This is a genomic window from Azospirillum brasilense, from assembly GCF_005222205.1.
GTDB lineage: Bacteria > Pseudomonadota > Alphaproteobacteria > Azospirillales > Azospirillaceae > Azospirillum > Azospirillum brasilense_G.
This window is the reverse complement of record NZ_CP032345.1, coordinates 2,494,717-2,509,987: the sequence shown is the minus strand read 5'-3', so window position 1 is coordinate 2,509,987 and position 15,271 is coordinate 2,494,717. Positions and strand designations below refer to the sequence as shown.

At 70.4% G+C, this 15,271-nt stretch carries 14 protein-coding genes; 7 read left to right on the top strand and 7 right to left on the bottom strand.

Annotated elements, in window-relative coordinates; genetic code table 11:
- Positions 1-307 precede the first annotated feature (307 nt).
- Positions 308-523, top strand: a complete 216-nt coding sequence (locus tag D3869_RS11965) for a hypothetical protein (protein ID WP_114861140.1) — start codon at positions 308-310, stop codon at positions 521-523.
- 108 nt (positions 524-631) lie between these two features.
- On the opposite strand, the gene D3869_RS11960 is transcribed toward D3869_RS11965, so the two are convergent.
- Positions 632-1,123 carry a GNAT family N-acetyltransferase gene (locus D3869_RS11960; protein WP_114861139.1) on the bottom strand — a complete coding sequence of 164 codons (492 nt, stop codon included), beginning with the start codon at positions 1,121-1,123 and terminating at the stop codon, positions 632-634.
- 114 nt (positions 1,124-1,237) lie between these two features.
- Between D3869_RS11960 and D3869_RS11955 the strand changes: the two genes are divergently transcribed.
- A complete protein-coding gene (locus tag D3869_RS11955; protein ID WP_137140222.1) occupies positions 1,238-2,362 on the top strand; it encodes a GNAT family N-acetyltransferase in 1,125 nt (374 codons plus the stop codon).
- Positions 2,363-2,372: 10 nt separating this feature from the next.
- Here the strand turns inward: D3869_RS11955 and D3869_RS11950 are convergent, their stop codons facing one another.
- Positions 2,373-3,455 carry a glycosyltransferase gene (locus D3869_RS11950; protein WP_211114941.1) on the bottom strand — a complete coding sequence of 361 codons (1,083 nt, stop codon included), beginning with the start codon at positions 3,453-3,455 and terminating at the stop codon, positions 2,373-2,375.
- 401 nt (positions 3,456-3,856) lie between these two features.
- The gene (locus D3869_RS11945; RefSeq protein ID WP_137140221.1) at positions 3,857-4,933 is read right to left on the bottom strand and encodes a CgeB family protein; all 1,077 of its coding nucleotides are present in this window, start codon (positions 4,931-4,933) and stop codon (positions 3,857-3,859) included.
- 344 nt (positions 4,934-5,277) lie between these two features.
- Between D3869_RS11945 and D3869_RS11940 the strand changes: the two genes are divergently transcribed.
- The 3 genes from D3869_RS11940 to D3869_RS11930 all read left to right on the top strand — a co-directional run bounded on the left by D3869_RS11940 (position 5,278) and on the right by D3869_RS11930 (position 7,867).
- Positions 5,278-6,045, top strand: a complete 768-nt coding sequence (locus D3869_RS11940) for a phage tail protein (protein WP_137140220.1) — start codon at positions 5,278-5,280, stop codon at positions 6,043-6,045.
- A 47-nt stretch (positions 6,046-6,092) separates the two neighbouring features.
- A complete protein-coding gene (locus D3869_RS11935; RefSeq protein ID WP_137140219.1) occupies positions 6,093-6,860 on the top strand; it encodes a phage tail protein in 768 nt (255 codons plus the stop codon).
- A 233-nt stretch (positions 6,861-7,093) separates the two neighbouring features.
- Positions 7,094-7,867, top strand: coding sequence for a phage tail protein (locus D3869_RS11930; RefSeq protein ID WP_137140218.1), 774 nt, complete (start codon positions 7,094-7,096; stop codon positions 7,865-7,867).
- A 28-nt stretch (positions 7,868-7,895) separates the two neighbouring features.
- Here the strand turns inward: D3869_RS11930 and D3869_RS11925 are convergent, their stop codons facing one another.
- From D3869_RS11925 to D3869_RS11910, 4 genes are all read right to left on the bottom strand, one after another.
- Positions 7,896-9,203: a hydroxyacid-oxoacid transhydrogenase gene (locus D3869_RS11925; protein WP_137140217.1), complete on the bottom strand. Its 1,308-nt coding sequence runs from the start codon at positions 9,201-9,203 to the stop codon at positions 7,896-7,898.
- An 83-nt stretch (positions 9,204-9,286) separates the two neighbouring features.
- A complete protein-coding gene (locus tag D3869_RS11920; RefSeq protein WP_137140216.1) occupies positions 9,287-11,944 on the bottom strand; it encodes a DUF2339 domain-containing protein in 2,658 nt (885 codons plus the stop codon).
- 44 nt (positions 11,945-11,988) lie between these two features.
- Positions 11,989-12,759 (bottom strand): DUF72 domain-containing protein, encoded by a 771-nt coding sequence (locus tag D3869_RS11915; RefSeq protein ID WP_137140215.1) that lies wholly within the window; start codon positions 12,757-12,759, stop codon positions 11,989-11,991.
- Positions 12,760-12,793: 34 nt separating this feature from the next.
- Positions 12,794-13,144, bottom strand: a complete 351-nt coding sequence (locus tag D3869_RS11910; protein ID WP_137140214.1) for a hypothetical protein — start codon at positions 13,142-13,144, stop codon at positions 12,794-12,796.
- Positions 13,145-13,552: 408 nt separating this feature from the next.
- Between D3869_RS11910 and D3869_RS11905 the strand changes: the two genes are divergently transcribed.
- Both D3869_RS11905 and D3869_RS11900 read left to right on the top strand, forming a co-directional pair.
- A complete protein-coding gene (locus D3869_RS11905; protein WP_137140213.1) occupies positions 13,553-14,863 on the top strand; it encodes a lytic murein transglycosylase in 1,311 nt (436 codons plus the stop codon).
- A gap of 9 nt (positions 14,864-14,872) precedes the next feature.
- Complete coding sequence (locus tag D3869_RS11900; protein WP_137140212.1) at positions 14,873-15,262, top strand: YkvA family protein; 390 nt, start codon at positions 14,873-14,875, stop codon at positions 15,260-15,262.
- Positions 15,263-15,271 lie beyond the last annotated feature (9 nt).

Below are 15,271 nucleotides of genomic sequence, written 5' to 3'. Positions count from 1 at the left end.
TAACGCCCCGCCGCGGCGGCTTAAGGCTTGCGGACGCCGCCGTTAAGGCTCCGCTGCCCTCCCGCCTATGCCGGTCCGGTCGCTACGACCTTCGCCGGAAGTCATTGAAAAGTCTCACAGCCTCAGAAAAGCACCGACTTGTTTAAAGACAAGTGGTAATCCAAACGGATAAATTCCCCCTATATTTGTCGGTCGCGGGATTACCCCTCAAGACACCAGCCCGGCAGACGGCCCGTTAGTAAGTCGTTAACCGGGACATGGCCAAATAGAGACATCACGAACACACAAGACAAAACGGAGTTTTAAAATGCTGATCGCCACCACCACCGAACAGATTACCTCGTCCTCTCGCGTTCACATCGCCCTGGTCGATGAGTTCATCCAGCTGGCGCAGAACCGGATCGACGGCCAGAACGACCCCTTCGTCCGCGAAAGCCTCGCCGACCTGCTGTCCACCCTGCGCGAGGAGCGGTCCGGCTACCTGGATCTGCTGAACGCCGCGATGCCGGCCAAGGCCGCCTGAGGGTCCCGGACGACCCAGGCATAAGTACAGAAGTGGTGGCGATGAGGTCGGGGCCATCGACAAGCCCCGACCGTCAGCCCACCGGAACAGAACAGCGCCTTCGCTCCCTCAAGCCTCATCCGCCTGCGCGGCCAGTGCCGCGATCGCATCGCCGGTGAGACGGTAGGGAAGCCACTCCTCCATCTGTTTGAAGCCGATGCGCAGATAGAAATCGCGCGCCGGGTTCCAGTGCAGCACATTCAGGTCGACACGGCGGCAGCCCCGCTCGTCCGCCAGTTTCGCCACCGTCGCCAGCAGCTTGCGGCCCACGCCGTAGCGCCGCGCTTCCGGGGTGACGTAGAGATCCTCCACGAACAGGCCGGCCCGCCCTTCCCAGGTGGAATAGTTGCGGAAGCACAGCGCGAAGCCGACGGGCTCCCCGTCCAGTTCGGCGATCAGCGCCTCGAACACCGGACGCTCGCCCCAGCCGTCGCGCCGGAAGTCCGCCTCGCTCGCCTTCACGGCGTGGGGTTCGTTTTCGAACTCGGCCAGTTCCCGGACGAAGCGGAGGATGGTCGGGCAATCGGCCTCGACGGCCGGACGGACGGTCACGGTGGGCATGGGAACTCCAGATCTCACGATGGCGCGACGATAGCCGCGCCGACCGCCCGCCAACAACCGCTTTGCCAAACAACCGCTTTGCCATCGCCCGCGGGCGGGCCTAGGCTGCCCGCCATGCGGGACATCCAGACCATCGGCGGCGTTGCCGTCCGCGAAGCCCGGCCCGGCGAGCGCCACGCCCTGCTGGCCCTGGTCGCGCGGATCGACGCCGAAAGCGATTTCCTCCTGCGCGAGCCCGGCGAACGGCCCTTCTGGGCGCGCGATCTCGCCGCCTTCCAGGCGTCCGGCACCTCGACCATCTTCGTCGCCGAGGCTGCCGGGAGCCAATCCCCGGACCTCATCGGCTATCTCAGCGCCCATGGCGGGCGGTTCCGCCGCAACCGCGGCACGGTGACCCTGGCGGTCGGGGTGCGGCGCGCCTGGAACGGGCGTGGCGTCGCCACCGCGCTGTTCGCCGCCGCGGAGAGGTGGGCCCGGCGGATCGGCGCGCACCGGCTGGAACTGACCGTGGCGGAGAGCAACGGCCGCGCTCTGGCCCTTTACGAACGGCTCGGCTTTCTCGACGAGGGGCTGATGCGCGACGTCCTGCGCGTCAACGGCGCGTGGCGCAGCGAGCGGCTGATGGGCAAGGCCATCGGAGCGGAGGGCGTTCCCGAATGGCCCGGCTCGACGCCCGACCGGACGCCTGAGCCGACCTTGGACGCGCCGCCCCCGGCGCGGATCGGGCGGCTGGAGATCCGCCCCGCCCTGCCGGCGGACGCCGCCGCCTACCTTGCCTACGACCACGCGGTGCGCAGCGAAACCCATTTCCTGATGCGCAGCGCCGCCGAATCCCTGCCGGACGTCGCGGCGGCCCGGCGCTTTCTCGCCGAGCAGAGGATCGGCGACCGGACGGCCACCCTGCTGGCGGTCGCGGACGGTGCCATCGCCGGATCGCTGTCGCTGTGGACCGGCGCCTACGCCCGCACCGCGCACGAGGCCGGCCTGGGGCTGGCGGTGCGCCGGGACTTCTGGGGGCTGGAGGTCGGCGGTCGCCTGATCGAAGCGGCGGACCTCTGGGTGCGGGCGCGGCGGCTGCACCGGCTGTCGCTCTGGGTGTTCGGCCACAACGGCCGCGCCCGGCGATTCTACGCCAAGCACGGCTTCCAGGAGGAGGCGGTGGCCCGCCGCCACAGCCTGATCGACGGGCGGCTGGCCGATCAGATATCGATGGCCAAGCTCTATGGAGCCAAGCCGTGAGGGCGTCGAACTACGCCACCCCGGCCGCCGCCGCCGCCCGCCCCGCGACCAATTCCTCGAACCGCGCCAGATAGCGCTCCGTCATGCCATCCAGCGAATAGCGGGCGCGGGCGACGGCCCGGCAGGCGTCGGGGTCCAGCGTCTCGCAGTCCTCGATGGCGCGGGCCATCTCGTCGGCGTCCTTGACCAGGAAACCGGTGACACCCGGCTCCACGAGGTCGGCCAGCGCGCCGGTCGGAAAGGCCACCACCGGAGTGCCGCAGGCCAGCGCCTCCAGCGCCGCGACGGGGGTCGGCTCCGACATCAGGCTGGGCGCCAGCAGGCAGCGCGCCGCCCCCAGCATCCAGCGCTTGCGCCCGAAGCCGATCCGCCCGAGGAAGCGCCGCTTGGGGTCCAGCCGGGGCCGGATCTCCTCCTGGAGGTAGCGCTGCGCCTCGGCAGCGCGGGACAGGCCGCCGCAGAGGAGAAGCTGCATGTCGATCTGCCGCGCCGCGTCCAGCGCGATGTGGAAGCCCATCTCCGGCTCGATGTCGCCCAGGCAGACGGCGAAGCGGCGCTTCGGCACGCGGATGTGCAGGCGGTCAACCGCCACCCCGATCTCCAGCGGCGGCAACAGGGTCAGCCCCGGCGACGCCCCACGCACCTGCACGGCGGACACCGGCTGAAGGTGCAGCTTCGCCCGCCGCGAGGTCAGGGCCTCCGGCCGGTAGCGGTCCAGCGGCTGGTAGAGCGTCGCCAGGACCGGCACGTCCTGCGGCGGCAGCAGCGCGTCGAAGTCCCGGACATGGATGTGCACGAGATCGGGCGCGTGGTCCTCGACCGCTCCGGCGACCACAGTGGCGACGCGCCTCAGAACGGCGGCCTGCGCCCGCTCGTCCGGCGCCTGACCATGCGCCCCGCCATGGACGCGCGCCAGCGGGATCAGCGTCCCCGCCACCGCCGAATCCTCCGGCGCGATGACGACCGAGCGGTGCCCGGCGCGGACCAGGGCGGCGTCGATGGCGCCGGCCACCTGCTCGGCCGTGCCTTCGTTCTCCGGGTCGGCGCCGATCGGGGCGAAGGGCGACGCCACGGTGAGAATGGTCAATGCCATCGCGCCGCCTCCAGGAAAGGGAGACCCGAAGGGGCGGCAACGCCCGGGTGAGGTTCTTCTGCCGGCCTGTTCCTGCGCTTCACCGCTTCGTTCATCCCATGTCCCTGTGGTGTTATTCATTGAAACTTATTGTCTGACGCACGCTCTTCTTTCTCTCCGACATCTTGGCGGCCCGGAGAAAAGCCGGAATCGGGACAGTCCTGTTGCCATTGCCCTCTCTTTGTTTTCTACGAAAAAGGGCTTCCGGTAACCGGGGTATTGGAAGTGGATCGACTCGCGGAAGGGATAGCCGTCCTGCACCGGGCTGCCGACCTCGGAACCGGGAACCCGACCGGACGGCCAGGACGCCCAGGGCGGCTTACTTCCAACAGAGGCAAGCCGGGCAACCGGGGAACGTCGGATCAATCATCGCCGCCCCCCTTGATGTCGAGGATGGAGCGCAACTCCCGCACGCGCCGTTCCGCCGTGTGCTCCTCCAGCGTGCGCGCCCGGGCGCGCTGGGCCAGCGTGGCGAGATGGCCGCGCGGCAGCATCAGTGCCGTGGTCACGTCGTCGGTCTCCCGCGCCACCAGGATGTCGCGCCCCGGCTCGAAGAAGGCGCCGATCCCCTCCCACTCGTCGGAGATCACCGGGACGCCGCAGGCCGCCGCCTCGAACAGCCGGACGGACGGACACCAGCCCATCGCCTTCAGCGGCTGGCGCGTCACGTTCAGCGTCAGGGTGGAGGAGCAGAAGAAGGCCGCATGTTCCGCCGGGGGCAGATGCCGGACGCGATGGATGTTGGCACCCCAGGGAGCGTCCTCCGGATAGCCGTCGCCGCCGAGGACGAACCGCCGCCGCCCCAGCCGCCGGGCCGGCTCGAAGAACAGCGCCTCCAGCGCCGGCCGCCGGTCTTCGACCCAGGCCCCGAGATGGCAGAGGTCGCCGAGATAGCGCCGCACCGGATCGGTCGGCCGATGCAGATCCGGATCGACCCAGGCGTGAAGCGGTGCCACGAACCGCGCTCCCAGCTCGGTCTTCAGCGCCTCCAGCGCCCGGCCGCCGGTGATGCTCAGCACGGTGTCGAATCCGCCCAACCCCTCCGGCGGCAGGTAGGCCGGCCGCTCCCCCGTTGCCGAGCGGGACAGGGTGATGTGCGTGTCGAGGTCGTAATAGACCGTCCGTTGCGCCTTCGACCCCAGCACAAGACGGGAGGCCGCCGCCCCGTCCGGACAACCGGAGGTTACCATCGCGACGTCCGCCTCATCGGCGTGGCGCTGCGCCGCCGCCGCCACCTCCTCCCACCGGTCGTAAAGCAGAAGCTCCCCGCCGGGAATGTCCCAGAGGTCGCGGTGCTCCGCCCGCTCGGGCGTGTCGCGTTCCAGGAAGACGACGCGGTTGCCCCGCCGCGCCAGGGCCTTGACCAGCCCCCGCCACAGGGTTGCGTGACCGTTGCTCCAGGAGGAGCTGATGGATTGTCCGAAGATGATGATTTTCATGATGTTGGCGCCATGCCTCCGCCCTGAGCCCCCGTGCCGCCGGCCCCTCTTTGCCCCCCTCTCGAACAACGGGTTCCACCCGATCCGGTTCCGGTTGCCGGAGCGGCGCGTAGGGGGTGACCGAAGGGTCGGCCGTGCCAGTTGCAACGCCTCCCGCGCCGACGCCGCACGCTTCGCGTGCAGAGAACGGAACGAACCCGACAATGAAAGAATTTGTATAAAAATGTCGTTCAACCACCATAGCGGGATATGAGATAATAAGATCGTGAAAAAATAAACTCATTCACTTGTGTGACAACCGGCCGTCAAAGCTTAAAAAACAATCCCAACGCGAAGGACACATCATGCGCAAGGCTCTTTTCCCCGCCGCGCTCGCGATGGCGAGCGGCATGGCTCTATTCAGCACCCCCGCCGCCGCCTGCAACGACGAATCGTACATCGGCACCATCTGCACCTTCGCGTTCGACTGGTGCCCCCGCAATTACCTCCCGGCCGATGGCCGGACGCTGGCGATCAACCAGTATCAGGCGCTGTTCGCCCTGGTCGGCTTCACCTACGGCGGCGATAAAACAAGCACCTTCGGCATCCCCGACCTGCGCGGCCGCGCGCCCATCGGCACCGGGACCGGCCCCGGCCTGACGAACATCACCATCGGCGCCAAGGTCGGCCAGCAGGAGCTTCTGCTGTCCGCCGCCCAGGTCCCGCTGCAGCCGCACACCCACACCGCCACCTTCACCGGCACGGGCGGCGGTTCCGGCGGCTCGACCACCGTCCCCTTCACCGGCACCGTCAGCGTTCCCATCACCAACGGCGGCACCCCGGTGTCCGCCCCGACCTCGGGCACCGTCTATCTCGGCGACACCTCGATCGACGACGGCGGCGCCGGCATCATCCTGAAGGGGCCGTACAACACCAGCGGCCCGGGCACCGGCGCCAAGGTCGCCGGCACGGCCAGCGGCTCCATCACCGTTCCCAACACCGGCATCACCGGCGGCACCGTGGCGGTCGCGCCCGCGTCGGCCGGCGCCACCCAGAAGGTCTCCACCCAGTCCCCGGCGATCGGGCAGACCGTCTGCATCGTCGCCAACGGCCTGTACCCGAACCGTCCGTGACGGGTCGCACCAACAGAATCCGCTTCTCCCAACGCCGAGGACACATCATGCGCAAGACTCTCCTTTCCGCCGCCTTTGCCATGGCAAGCGGCATGGCCCTGTTCAGCACCCCCGCCGCCGCCTGCAACGTGGAGCCCTACATCGGCACCATCTGCACCTACTCGTTCGACTGGTGCCCGCAGGGCTATGTGGTGGCCGACGGCCGGACGCTGGCCGTCCGCGAAAACCAGGCGCTGTTCGCCCTGATCGGCTACCGCTACGGCGGCAACAACGCGGATCTCTTCGGCATCCCCGATCTGCGCGGCCGCGCCGCCATCGGCACCGGGACCGGCACCGGCCTGACGAACATCACCATCGGCGCCAAGGTCGGCCAGCAGGAGCTTCTGCTGTCCGCCGCCCAGGTCCCGCTGCAGCCGCACACCCACACCGCCACCTTCACCGGCACGGGCGGCGGTTCCGGCGGCTCGACCACCGTCCCCTTCACCGGCACCGTCAGCGTTCCCATCACCAACGGCGGCACCCCCGTGTCCGCCCCGACCTCGGGCACCGTCTATCTCGGTGACACCTCGATCGACGACGGCGGCGCCGGCATCATCCTGAAGGGGCCGTACAACACCAGCGGCCCGGGCACCGGCGCCAAGGTCGCCGGCACGGCCAGCGGCTCCATCACCGTTCCCAACACCGGCATCACCGGCGGCACCGTGGCGGTCGCGCCCGCGTCGGCCGGCGCCACCCAGAAGGTTTCCACCCAGTCCCCGGCGATCGGGCAGACCGTCTGCATCGCCACCGTCGGCCTCTATCCGAACCGTCCGTAACGGATCGCGGGCATGCCCCCTCCCCATGCGTGGAGGGGGCATGCCCATCCCTTGTTCCTACGCTCATCGACGGGCTTTGGCGGCGACCATCAATTCGTGAAAAAATTTAATGAAAGATAATACTCACTGCGCATGGCCGCATATGAGACATTCGATCAGCAATAAAAACAACGCCGATCACTTTAAAAATCCTTCGATACCCCCAAAAACCTTACAGAAACGAAGGACACACCATGTTCAGGATGTCCCTCCCGATCGCCGCCGCGTTGGCCGGCGGCATGGTTTTCTTCAGCGTGCCGGCGGTCGCCTGCACGTCCTACCAATATACCGGCACGTTGTGCACCGTCCCGTTCGACTGGTGCCCAGAGGGGTTCGCCATGGCCGATGGCCGGTCTTTGCCGATCCAAGATTACCAGCCGCTGTACGCGCTGCTCGGCACCCGCTTCGGCGGCGACGGCAAGACCAGTTTCAACCTACCCGACCTGCGCGGACGCGCCGTCATCGGCGCCGGGACCGCCCCCGGACTGGTGGGAGCCTATCTGGGCCAGGCTCTCGGCCAACAGACCGTCACGCTGAGCCAGGATCAGGTGCCGCTGAAGTCGCACAACCACAGCGCCAGCTTCGCCGGCACGGGCGCCCAGGGCGGCACCGGGACCATCGTTCCCTTCACCGGCACCGTCAGCGTTCCCATCACCAACGGCGGCAACCCAGTGTCGGCGCCGACCTCGGGCACCGTTTATCTCAGCGGCACCGCGATCGACGACGGCGGCGCCGGCATCGCCCTGAAGGGGCCGTACAACACCAACGCCCCGTCGTCGGGCACGGGAGCCAAGGTCACCGGCACGACCAGCGGCACCATCAACGTCCCGTTCACCGGCTTCACCGGAGGCAACGTGTCGGTCGCCGCGGCGAGCGCGGGGGCGTCGAAGAGCGTTCCCATCCAGCCGCCCTCGCTCGCGCTGAATGTCTGCATCGCGCTCAAGGGGGAATGGCCGGTCCGTCCATAGCGCGTCCGTCCCGCAACGGACGGCGGCGTCACCAGTAGGTCATGGCGTCGGCGTAGAGCCCGCGCAGGTCCTCCTCCGTCACCGGGCGGGGCGCGATGGTCAGCAGCCGTTGCTGGGCCATCGCGCCGCGCACCAGATCCGGGATGTCCGCCGTGCCGTAGCCGAGCGCCGACAGGCCGTTGGGCAGATGGGTGGCGCGCATCATGGCGATCAGCCGGGCGGCCAGAACGGCGCCGCCGTCCGCCGGGGAGACGTCGCGGACCTCCGCCCCCAGCGCCTCGGCGGCGCGCAGATGGCGCTCGGGCTCGGCGGAGCCGGTGAAGCGGAAGGCGGCCGGCGCGTTCAGCACCACCGAGATGCCGTGCGGCACCATCGGGTTCGCCTTCTCGTAGCCGCGCGCCGTGAAGCGGTGGTTCATCCCGGCGACGGAATAGGACATGGCGTGCGGAATGTGCACCCCCGCGTTGCCGAAGGCCAGGCCGGCCAGAGTCGCCGCGAACATCAGGGCGTCGCGCGCCTCCTCGTCCGCCGGATCGTTGACGGCGCGCTCCAGATACTGCCCGCCGAGCCGGATCGCCTGCAGGCTGCCGATGTCCGACCAGGGGTTGGCGCCCTGGTAGGGCGGGCGCGGATTGGCCGCGTCGGGCTTCGGACGGGAGCGGTAGGACCGCGCGGTGTGGCTCTCGATGGCGTGGGTCAGCACGTCGAAGCCGGTGGAGGCGATGACGCCCGGCGGCAGGCTGTCGATGGTCGCCGGGTCGACCAGCGCCAGATTCGGCCGCAGGTAGCGGGAGGAGATCCCCGTCTTCACCCGCATCTCCACATGGTCGAAGATGGCGACACCGGTCGTCTCGCTGCCGGTGCCGCAGGTCGTCGGGCAGGCGATGTGCGGCTTGACCGGGCCGGGCACCGGGCGCCCCTCGCCCAGCGGCTTGTTGACGTAGGCGAGGAAGTCCGCCGAGTGGGTGGCGTAGAGGTTGGCCGCCTTGGCCGTGTCGATCACCGACCCGCCGCCGACCGAGACATAGCCGTCGAACTTGCCGTCGCGGGCGAAGGCCGCCGCCTCCAGGAAGGAGGCGCTGGTCGGCTCCACCGCGCAGCGGTCGTAGACGGCGACGTCCAGCCCAGCCGCCTTCAGCGAGTCCAGCGCCGCCGCGAAGGGCGCGATCCCGGCCACATGGGGGTCGGTGAACAGGGCCACCCGGCGCATCCCCATGGCCTTGGCGTCGTTCCCCGCCTCCGCCAGCATGCCGCGGCCGAACTTCATCGACGCGGCCTCCACCGTGAAGCCGCTGTCGCCGTTCGGCAGGATGGGATGGGCGATGGGGCTGGTCATGGCTGCGGGCCTCCCTGGCTTTTCTGTGTTCATTGCCTTCATCGGAGCGCGAGAGGGGGGCGGCTGTCAACCCGACCGTTCGCTCAGGCGACTGTTTGCCCTCCCCGCGGCGCGGCGCCCTGGAGCCGCCGGTAGAGATAGCCGACGCCGATCAGGCTCAGCCCCAGCCCAAGGAAGGAGGCGACGCGGTAGAGCCCGCCCAGCTCGGCCATGTCGCTGAGGAAGACCTTGGCGACCACCGCCAGGATCAACGCCATCGCGGCGTGGCGCAGCCAGCCCAGCCGGTACCGCAGGGCGGCCACCAGCATCAGCACCGCCGCCGCCAGGAAACCGACGGAGTAGCCGTACCATTCGGCGTCCGGCAGGTCCGGGCCGGAGAGCACCGGTCCTTGGAAGGCGTGGCGGATCTCCAGCGCCAGATTCGTCCCGAGCAGCACCAGAGGCAGCAGCGCGACCCACGGACGCAGGCGGGCCGGCAACGGCTCCACCCACAGGAACAGCAGCCCGAGCAGGGCCGGAAGCCCATAGGCGAGCAGCAGCGTGTTCGCCATCGGCCACGCGCCAACCGCCTCGTCGCTCCACAGCGGGTTCAGCACGACCAGATGCAGCGCCGCCGCCTGGAGCGCCGCCAGCCCGGCCAGAATGCGCCGCCCCCACACCGCCACGGGCCGCGTCCGCCAGCGCCGCCCCGTCGCCAGCAGCAGGGCCAGCGCCAGCCAGACCAGCGTGTGCAGCGACACCTCGCGCAGCGTGTCGGGGGGCTCGTCCAGCGTGCCGCGGGTCAGCGCCTGGATGCCGAGCGACAGCAGCAGCGTGACGAAGGCCAGCCCGCCGGCCTCCAAAAGCGCGACCACCCCGTCATCGCCCTTGCCATCCGGCGCGGAGCGCAGCCAATGGGCGGCGAGGAAGAAACCCGCCGCCGGCAGGCCGTAGCCGTAGACGATCCAGCCAAGCCCGTCCTCCCCATACTCCAGCACGGACGGGTTCAGCGCCAGCCGGACCAGCACGGCGCCCGCCACCAGCAGGATCACCGCGCGCAGCGAGCGCAGCCCCATCCCCCGCTCCAGCCACGCCAGCACCGGCACCTGGGCGGCCAGCGCCACGGTCAGCCACGCCTCGCGCAGCATCATGACGGCGCCGAGGCTGAGCGCCCCGACCGCCCCGGCGGCAAAGGCGGCCAGCCCCAGACTGACGCCCGGCTGGTGACGGTGGCGGGCCAGCGGGCCGGTGCCGGCGACCAGCAGCGCCGCCAGCGCCAGGCTCGCCATCGGCCACAGCGTGTCGGCCCGCGGCGGGTCGAGCCGCCAGTAGGCGAGCGCCAGAAGCACCACCGGCATCCAGGCCGCCAGCGAGGACCACAGCGCGGCCCGCGCCGACCGCCACAGGGCGATGAAGCCGCCCATCCCGTAGAGCAGGGCGAAGCCGCCCACCGCCCACAGGAACCGTCCGGACTGAAGCGGCAACCCGGAACCGGGCGGCGGAATGATGGGATGCCCATCCGCGGTGACGGCGGGCGGCGGCAGGGGCCAGCGCGGCACCGTCCAGCCGGCGAAGGCGAGCAGCACCGCCAGCGCGCCAATCCAGGCGACGCCGGCGATCCGCTCGATCCGCCGCCCTGCCGCGACGCAGAGCAGCCCGAACAGGGCGAGCATCACCAGCGAGCCGCTGCGGTGGCCGTCCACGGTGACGAGCATCGCCATAAGGAGCCCCAGAACCGCCACCGCCGCGACAGCCAGACGGTCGGCGCGCGGACGCCCCGTCCAGCGCAGCATGTCGAACAGGGTGGTGCGCGGCATCGCCTCGACCGGCCCGGCCAGCAGGGACGGCATCAGGAACAGCCCGGCGGTCAGCAGCAGGTAGATCCCGACCGGCAGGGCGTCGCCGGGGCTCCAGCCGCCGACGTACCAGACCGGCACCCAGCCCGCCGCCCCGACCAGCGTGCCCAGCCCCAGCCAACGCCAGCCGCGCCACAGCACCACCGTCATGCCGGCTCCCGACAGGGCCAGCAGATAGGCGAACAGCCCCCAGGCCGATCCCCCGATGGACGAGACCAGCAGCGGCGTCGCGAAGCCGCCGAGCAGCCCCAGCGCCGCGATGTAGGGTCCCTGGAGCAGAGACAGCGCCATCCCCAGCGCCGCCAGCCCGCCGAGCAGCGCGAAGGCCACCGGCGGGGCGAACAGGTCGTAGAGCACATAGCCGCCATAGACGCTGGCGAAGCCGGTGAACAGCCCCGCCGCGGTCAGGGCCGGCGGCACCGGATCGCGTCCACCCGGCTCCGCCCCTGCGCCGCACTGCCGCAGCCATTCGCCGCCGACCATCAGCGCGGCGGCGGACAGCAGGCCGAGCGTGACGCGCACGCCGGGGCCGAGCCAGCCCTGCTCGATCGACATCTTGATGAAGAAGGCCGCCGCCAGGGCGACCGTGGCCCCGCCCAGCCAGATCAGCCAGCGCCCGGCCAGCGCGTCCTCCAGCCGGCTCCACACGGACAGCGGGGGTGGAGCGGGCTCCGGCGGCTGTTGGAATGGTGGCGGTTGGATCGGCGGCGGCTCCGGCGGAGCCTCCACCATGACGGCGGTGTCCGCGGCGGGAGCCTCGACCGGCGCGGCGTCGACCGCCGCCGGCCCCTGCACCCGCTCCAGCGCCTGCCGCAGCCGGGCGATCTCGCGCTCCTGCGCCGTCAGCCGGCGGTTGAACCGGTGAGCGACGATGGCCCCGATCAGCACCAGAAGAATGACGTCCATGCCCGACCGCCCCGGCTGCGCTTGCGTTCGCGCAACGATAGCGGTCAGGCGCCGGGCTTGTCTCTCTGACCTGTGGAGGCACCCAAACGGCTCATCAGCGTCAGCGCGTCGTCGACCGCGTGGAAGTCCGCCGTGTTGTCGAAGACGCACCAGACCGGCCGCTCCCGCGCCTCCTCCCGGAAGCGCCGGGCCAGCCGGTCCAGCACGTCCAGCGGGTAGGCGCTGCGATACATCACCGGCGATCCGTGCAGGCGCCAGTAACGGAAACCGTCCCAGCCCGCCGGCTCCGCCGCCGCGGGCACCGGGGCCGGGTCGGCGGCGGCGCGGGCCACGGCGTGGTCGACGAGCAGGCGGTCCGGCTCCACCGCGAACCAGCTCGGGTGGCGCGGCTCGCAGACGACGAGGCCGGCGAACCGCTCGCGCAGGGCCGCGAAGAAGGGTCCGGCCACCGCCGGCTCGAAGCGCAGCGTCGGCGGCAACTGCACGAGCAGCGGCCCCAGCCGGTCGCCGAGATGCCCGACCTCGTGCAGATAATGATCCAGCGGGGCGGCGCAGTCCTTCAGCCGCTGCTCGTGCGTGATGACGCGCGGCAGCTTGACCGCGAAGCGGAAGTCCGGCGGCGCCGAGGCCGCCCAGCGCTCCCAGGTCTCCGGCTTGTGCGGGCGGTAGAAGCGGCTGTTGACCTCCACCATCGGGAAGACGCGGGCGTAGCGCTCGAGATGCGTGCCCTCCGCCGGGAAGGCCGGGGCGGAGAGCTTCGGGATGCTCCAGCCGGCGCAGCCGATGCGGATGGCGTTCATGGTCCCTTCGGCCAAGCCTCTGCTCTCCCTGGGCGCGTGCGTTCCCGCTTTAGAACAGCGTCGGCTGCCGCTCGTCCCGCATTGGAACGCTCCGGCCATTGTCGGCGTCGGCGATCAGGCGGGCCATCTCCCGGCGCGCCTTCTCCGCCTCGTAGCCGCCACGGTAGCGCCCGATGAAGCCCTTCTGGCAGGCCCGGCTGAAGCGCTGCGACGCGGTTTCCCAATCGTCGCCGGGGCGCAGCCAGCTCACATAGGTGGTGCCGGTCCGCGGGTCGGTGCGCAGGTAGCGGCCATGCCCCTTCGGACCCCGCACCCACTGGCCGGGATTCAGGCGCAGAGCCCCCCGCGCCAGCAGCAGGGACACCTGCGGGGTGAGTTCGATGGTCGGAAAATACGGCATGGCGAACCCTCTCGGCGGCGCGCCGGGGGGCGGGCCGCGAACGTCTCGTCTCTGGTTTCGGAATGCTCTGGATATGGGGATTTCCGCCCGTTTGTTCAAGTTTTGTTCACGGTTAAGCCCGCGCTGATTGGGCGCCGCGTCGCTCCGTCGGATGACAAAATCCGCCACGGATTTCACGGATTCAGACACGGATTTCACGGATTTCCGAAAACTCTCAAGCGCACGGCTGGTCGAGCCGGATAGCTCCGTGAAATCCGGTTTGATCCGTGCAATCCGTGTCGATTCTTGTCCGCGTCTCCCGCGCGTGGCGGGCGAGCGTTGCTTCCGGAACCGGAACTTGTCCGTTGAGTGAACGGGCCGTCCGTCCTAGGCTCCGGCTCAGCTTTTCCCTGATGGTCACGAGAGCGCATGCGCCCCCTGCTGTCCCTTCCCGTCCGCCTCCTGCTCGCCACCACGATCCTGGCCGGCTGCCAGACGACGGGCGCCCCGCCGGTCTCGGCGACAACCACCTCCGGAACCGCGAAGGCGACGGCCGCCGCCCCGGCCAGCGTGGCCCCGGTCCAACCCGCCGTCAGCTTCCCCGACTGGCTGAAGGCGCTGCGCGCCGAGGCGCTCGGCCAGGGCATCCGCGCCCAGACCTTCGACCGCGCCTTCGCCAACGTGAAGCTGTCGGACCGGGTGGTCGAGCTGGATTCCTCCCAGCCGGAGTTCAACCGCCAGCCCTGGCAGTATCTGGACAGCGCGGTCAACGACCGCCGCGTCCAGGCCGGACGCCAGCGCATCCAGGACAACGGCGCGCTGCTGCGCCGCATCAGCCAACGCTCCGGCGTGCCGGCGGAGATCCTGGTGGCCTTCTGGGGCGTGGAGACCGACTTCGGCAACTTCACCGGCGGCTTCTCCGTCGTCGACGCGCTGACCACGCTGGCCTATGAGGGCCGCCGCGCCAGCTATTTCCGGACGGAGCTGCTGGCCGCCCTGCGCATCCTCGACAGCGGCGACATCCCGCCGGAGAAGATGAGCGGCTCCTGGGCCGGCGCCATGGGCCAGACCCAGTTCATGCCGACCATCTTCCTGAAGCACGCCACCGACGAGGACGGCGACGGGCGGCGCGACATCTGGGGCAGCCTGCCCGACGTCTTCGCCTCCACCGCCAAGTTCGTTCAGGCCAACGGCTGGCGCCCCGGCGAGCGCTGGGGCGAGGAGGTCACGCTGCCCGCCGGCTTCCCCTACGAGCAGGCCGAATACAACATCTCCAAGCCGGTGTCCGAATGGCGCCGCCTCGGCGTGCGACCGGTCGACGGCGGCGATCTGAACGGCGGCGAGGAGGAGCGGGCCGCCATCCTGATGCTCGCCGGGGCGCAGGGGCCGGCCTTCCTGGTCCGGGAGAATTTCCGGGCGATCATGAAGTACAACCCCTCGACCAGCTACGCGCTGGCGGTGGCGCTGCTGTCCGACCGTCTCGCCGGCCGGTCCGGCGTGCAGGGAAGCTGGCCGCGCCATGAGCCGGCGCTGAGCCGCGACGAGCGGATCGAGCTTCAGGAGCGGCTGGCCTCGCTGGGCATGGAGCCGGGGACGGCGGACGGCATCGTCGGCGCCAACACCCGCAACGCCGTGCGCCGCTTCCAGCAATCGATCGGCGCCGTGCCGGACGGTTTCGCCACCAAGTCCCTGCTGGAGCGGCTGCGCCAGTCGGCGGCTCCCGTCCCGGCGGCGGGCTGACGGCCCGCGATGCTCGCGGCGGCGAAGGGCTGGGCGCGGCGGATCAAGCGCGACGTGATCGCGCTCTATCTGGCCGCGCGCGACCCGCGGACGCCGTGGTACGCCCGTGTGGCCGCCGCCGCGGTGGCGGCCTACGCGCTCAGCCCCATCGACCTGATCCCCGACTTCGTGCCGGTCCTGGGCTACCTTGACGACCTGCTGATCGTGCCGCTCGGCATCCTGCTGGTCATCCGCCTGATCCCGGCGGCGGTGCTGGAGGAACACCGCGCCACCGCCGCCAAACTGGCCGACCGGCCGGTCAGCTACGCCGCCGCCGCGCTGATGGTCGGGATCTGGCTGGTCGCCGCCGTCGTCCTGTTCCGGTGGCTCGAACCTTATCTCGCGGGCTGGTTGGGCTAGACGCGCGGG

What these genes read in the sequence shown, in the direction of transcription:
- D3869_RS11955 (WP_137140222.1), top strand. Translation starts at nt 1,238, where the DNA reads ATGCGGGACATCCAGACCATCGGCGGCGTTGCCGTCCGCGAAGCCCGG.
- D3869_RS11920 (WP_137140216.1), bottom strand. Translation starts at nt 11,944, where the DNA reads ATGGACGTCATTCTTCTGGTGCTGATCGGGGCCATCGTCGCTCACCGG.
- D3869_RS11965 (WP_114861140.1), top strand. Translation starts at nt 308, where the DNA reads ATGCTGATCGCCACCACCACCGAACAGATTACCTCGTCCTCTCGCGTT.
- D3869_RS11960 (WP_114861139.1), bottom strand. Translation starts at nt 1,123, where the DNA reads ATGCCCACCGTGACCGTCCGTCCGGCCGTCGAGGCCGATTGCCCGACC.
- D3869_RS11910 (WP_137140214.1), bottom strand. Translation starts at nt 13,144, where the DNA reads ATGCCGTATTTTCCGACCATCGAACTCACCCCGCAGGTGTCCCTGCTG.
- D3869_RS11930 (WP_137140218.1), top strand. Translation starts at nt 7,094, where the DNA reads ATGTTCAGGATGTCCCTCCCGATCGCCGCCGCGTTGGCCGGCGGCATG.
- D3869_RS11925 (WP_137140217.1), bottom strand. Translation starts at nt 9,203, where the DNA reads ATGACCAGCCCCATCGCCCATCCCATCCTGCCGAACGGCGACAGCGGC.
- D3869_RS11950 (WP_211114941.1), bottom strand. Translation starts at nt 3,455, where the DNA reads ATGGCATTGACCATTCTCACCGTGGCGTCGCCCTTCGCCCCGATCGGC.
- D3869_RS11905 (WP_137140213.1), top strand. Translation starts at nt 13,553, where the DNA reads ATGCGCCCCCTGCTGTCCCTTCCCGTCCGCCTCCTGCTCGCCACCACG.
- D3869_RS11935 (WP_137140219.1), top strand. Translation starts at nt 6,093, where the DNA reads ATGCGCAAGACTCTCCTTTCCGCCGCCTTTGCCATGGCAAGCGGCATG.
- D3869_RS11900 (WP_137140212.1), top strand. Translation starts at nt 14,873, where the DNA reads ATGCTCGCGGCGGCGAAGGGCTGGGCGCGGCGGATCAAGCGCGACGTG.
- D3869_RS11940 (WP_137140220.1), top strand. Translation starts at nt 5,278, where the DNA reads ATGCGCAAGGCTCTTTTCCCCGCCGCGCTCGCGATGGCGAGCGGCATG.
- D3869_RS11945 (WP_137140221.1), bottom strand. Translation starts at nt 4,933, where the DNA reads ATGAAAATCATCATCTTCGGACAATCCATCAGCTCCTCCTGGAGCAAC.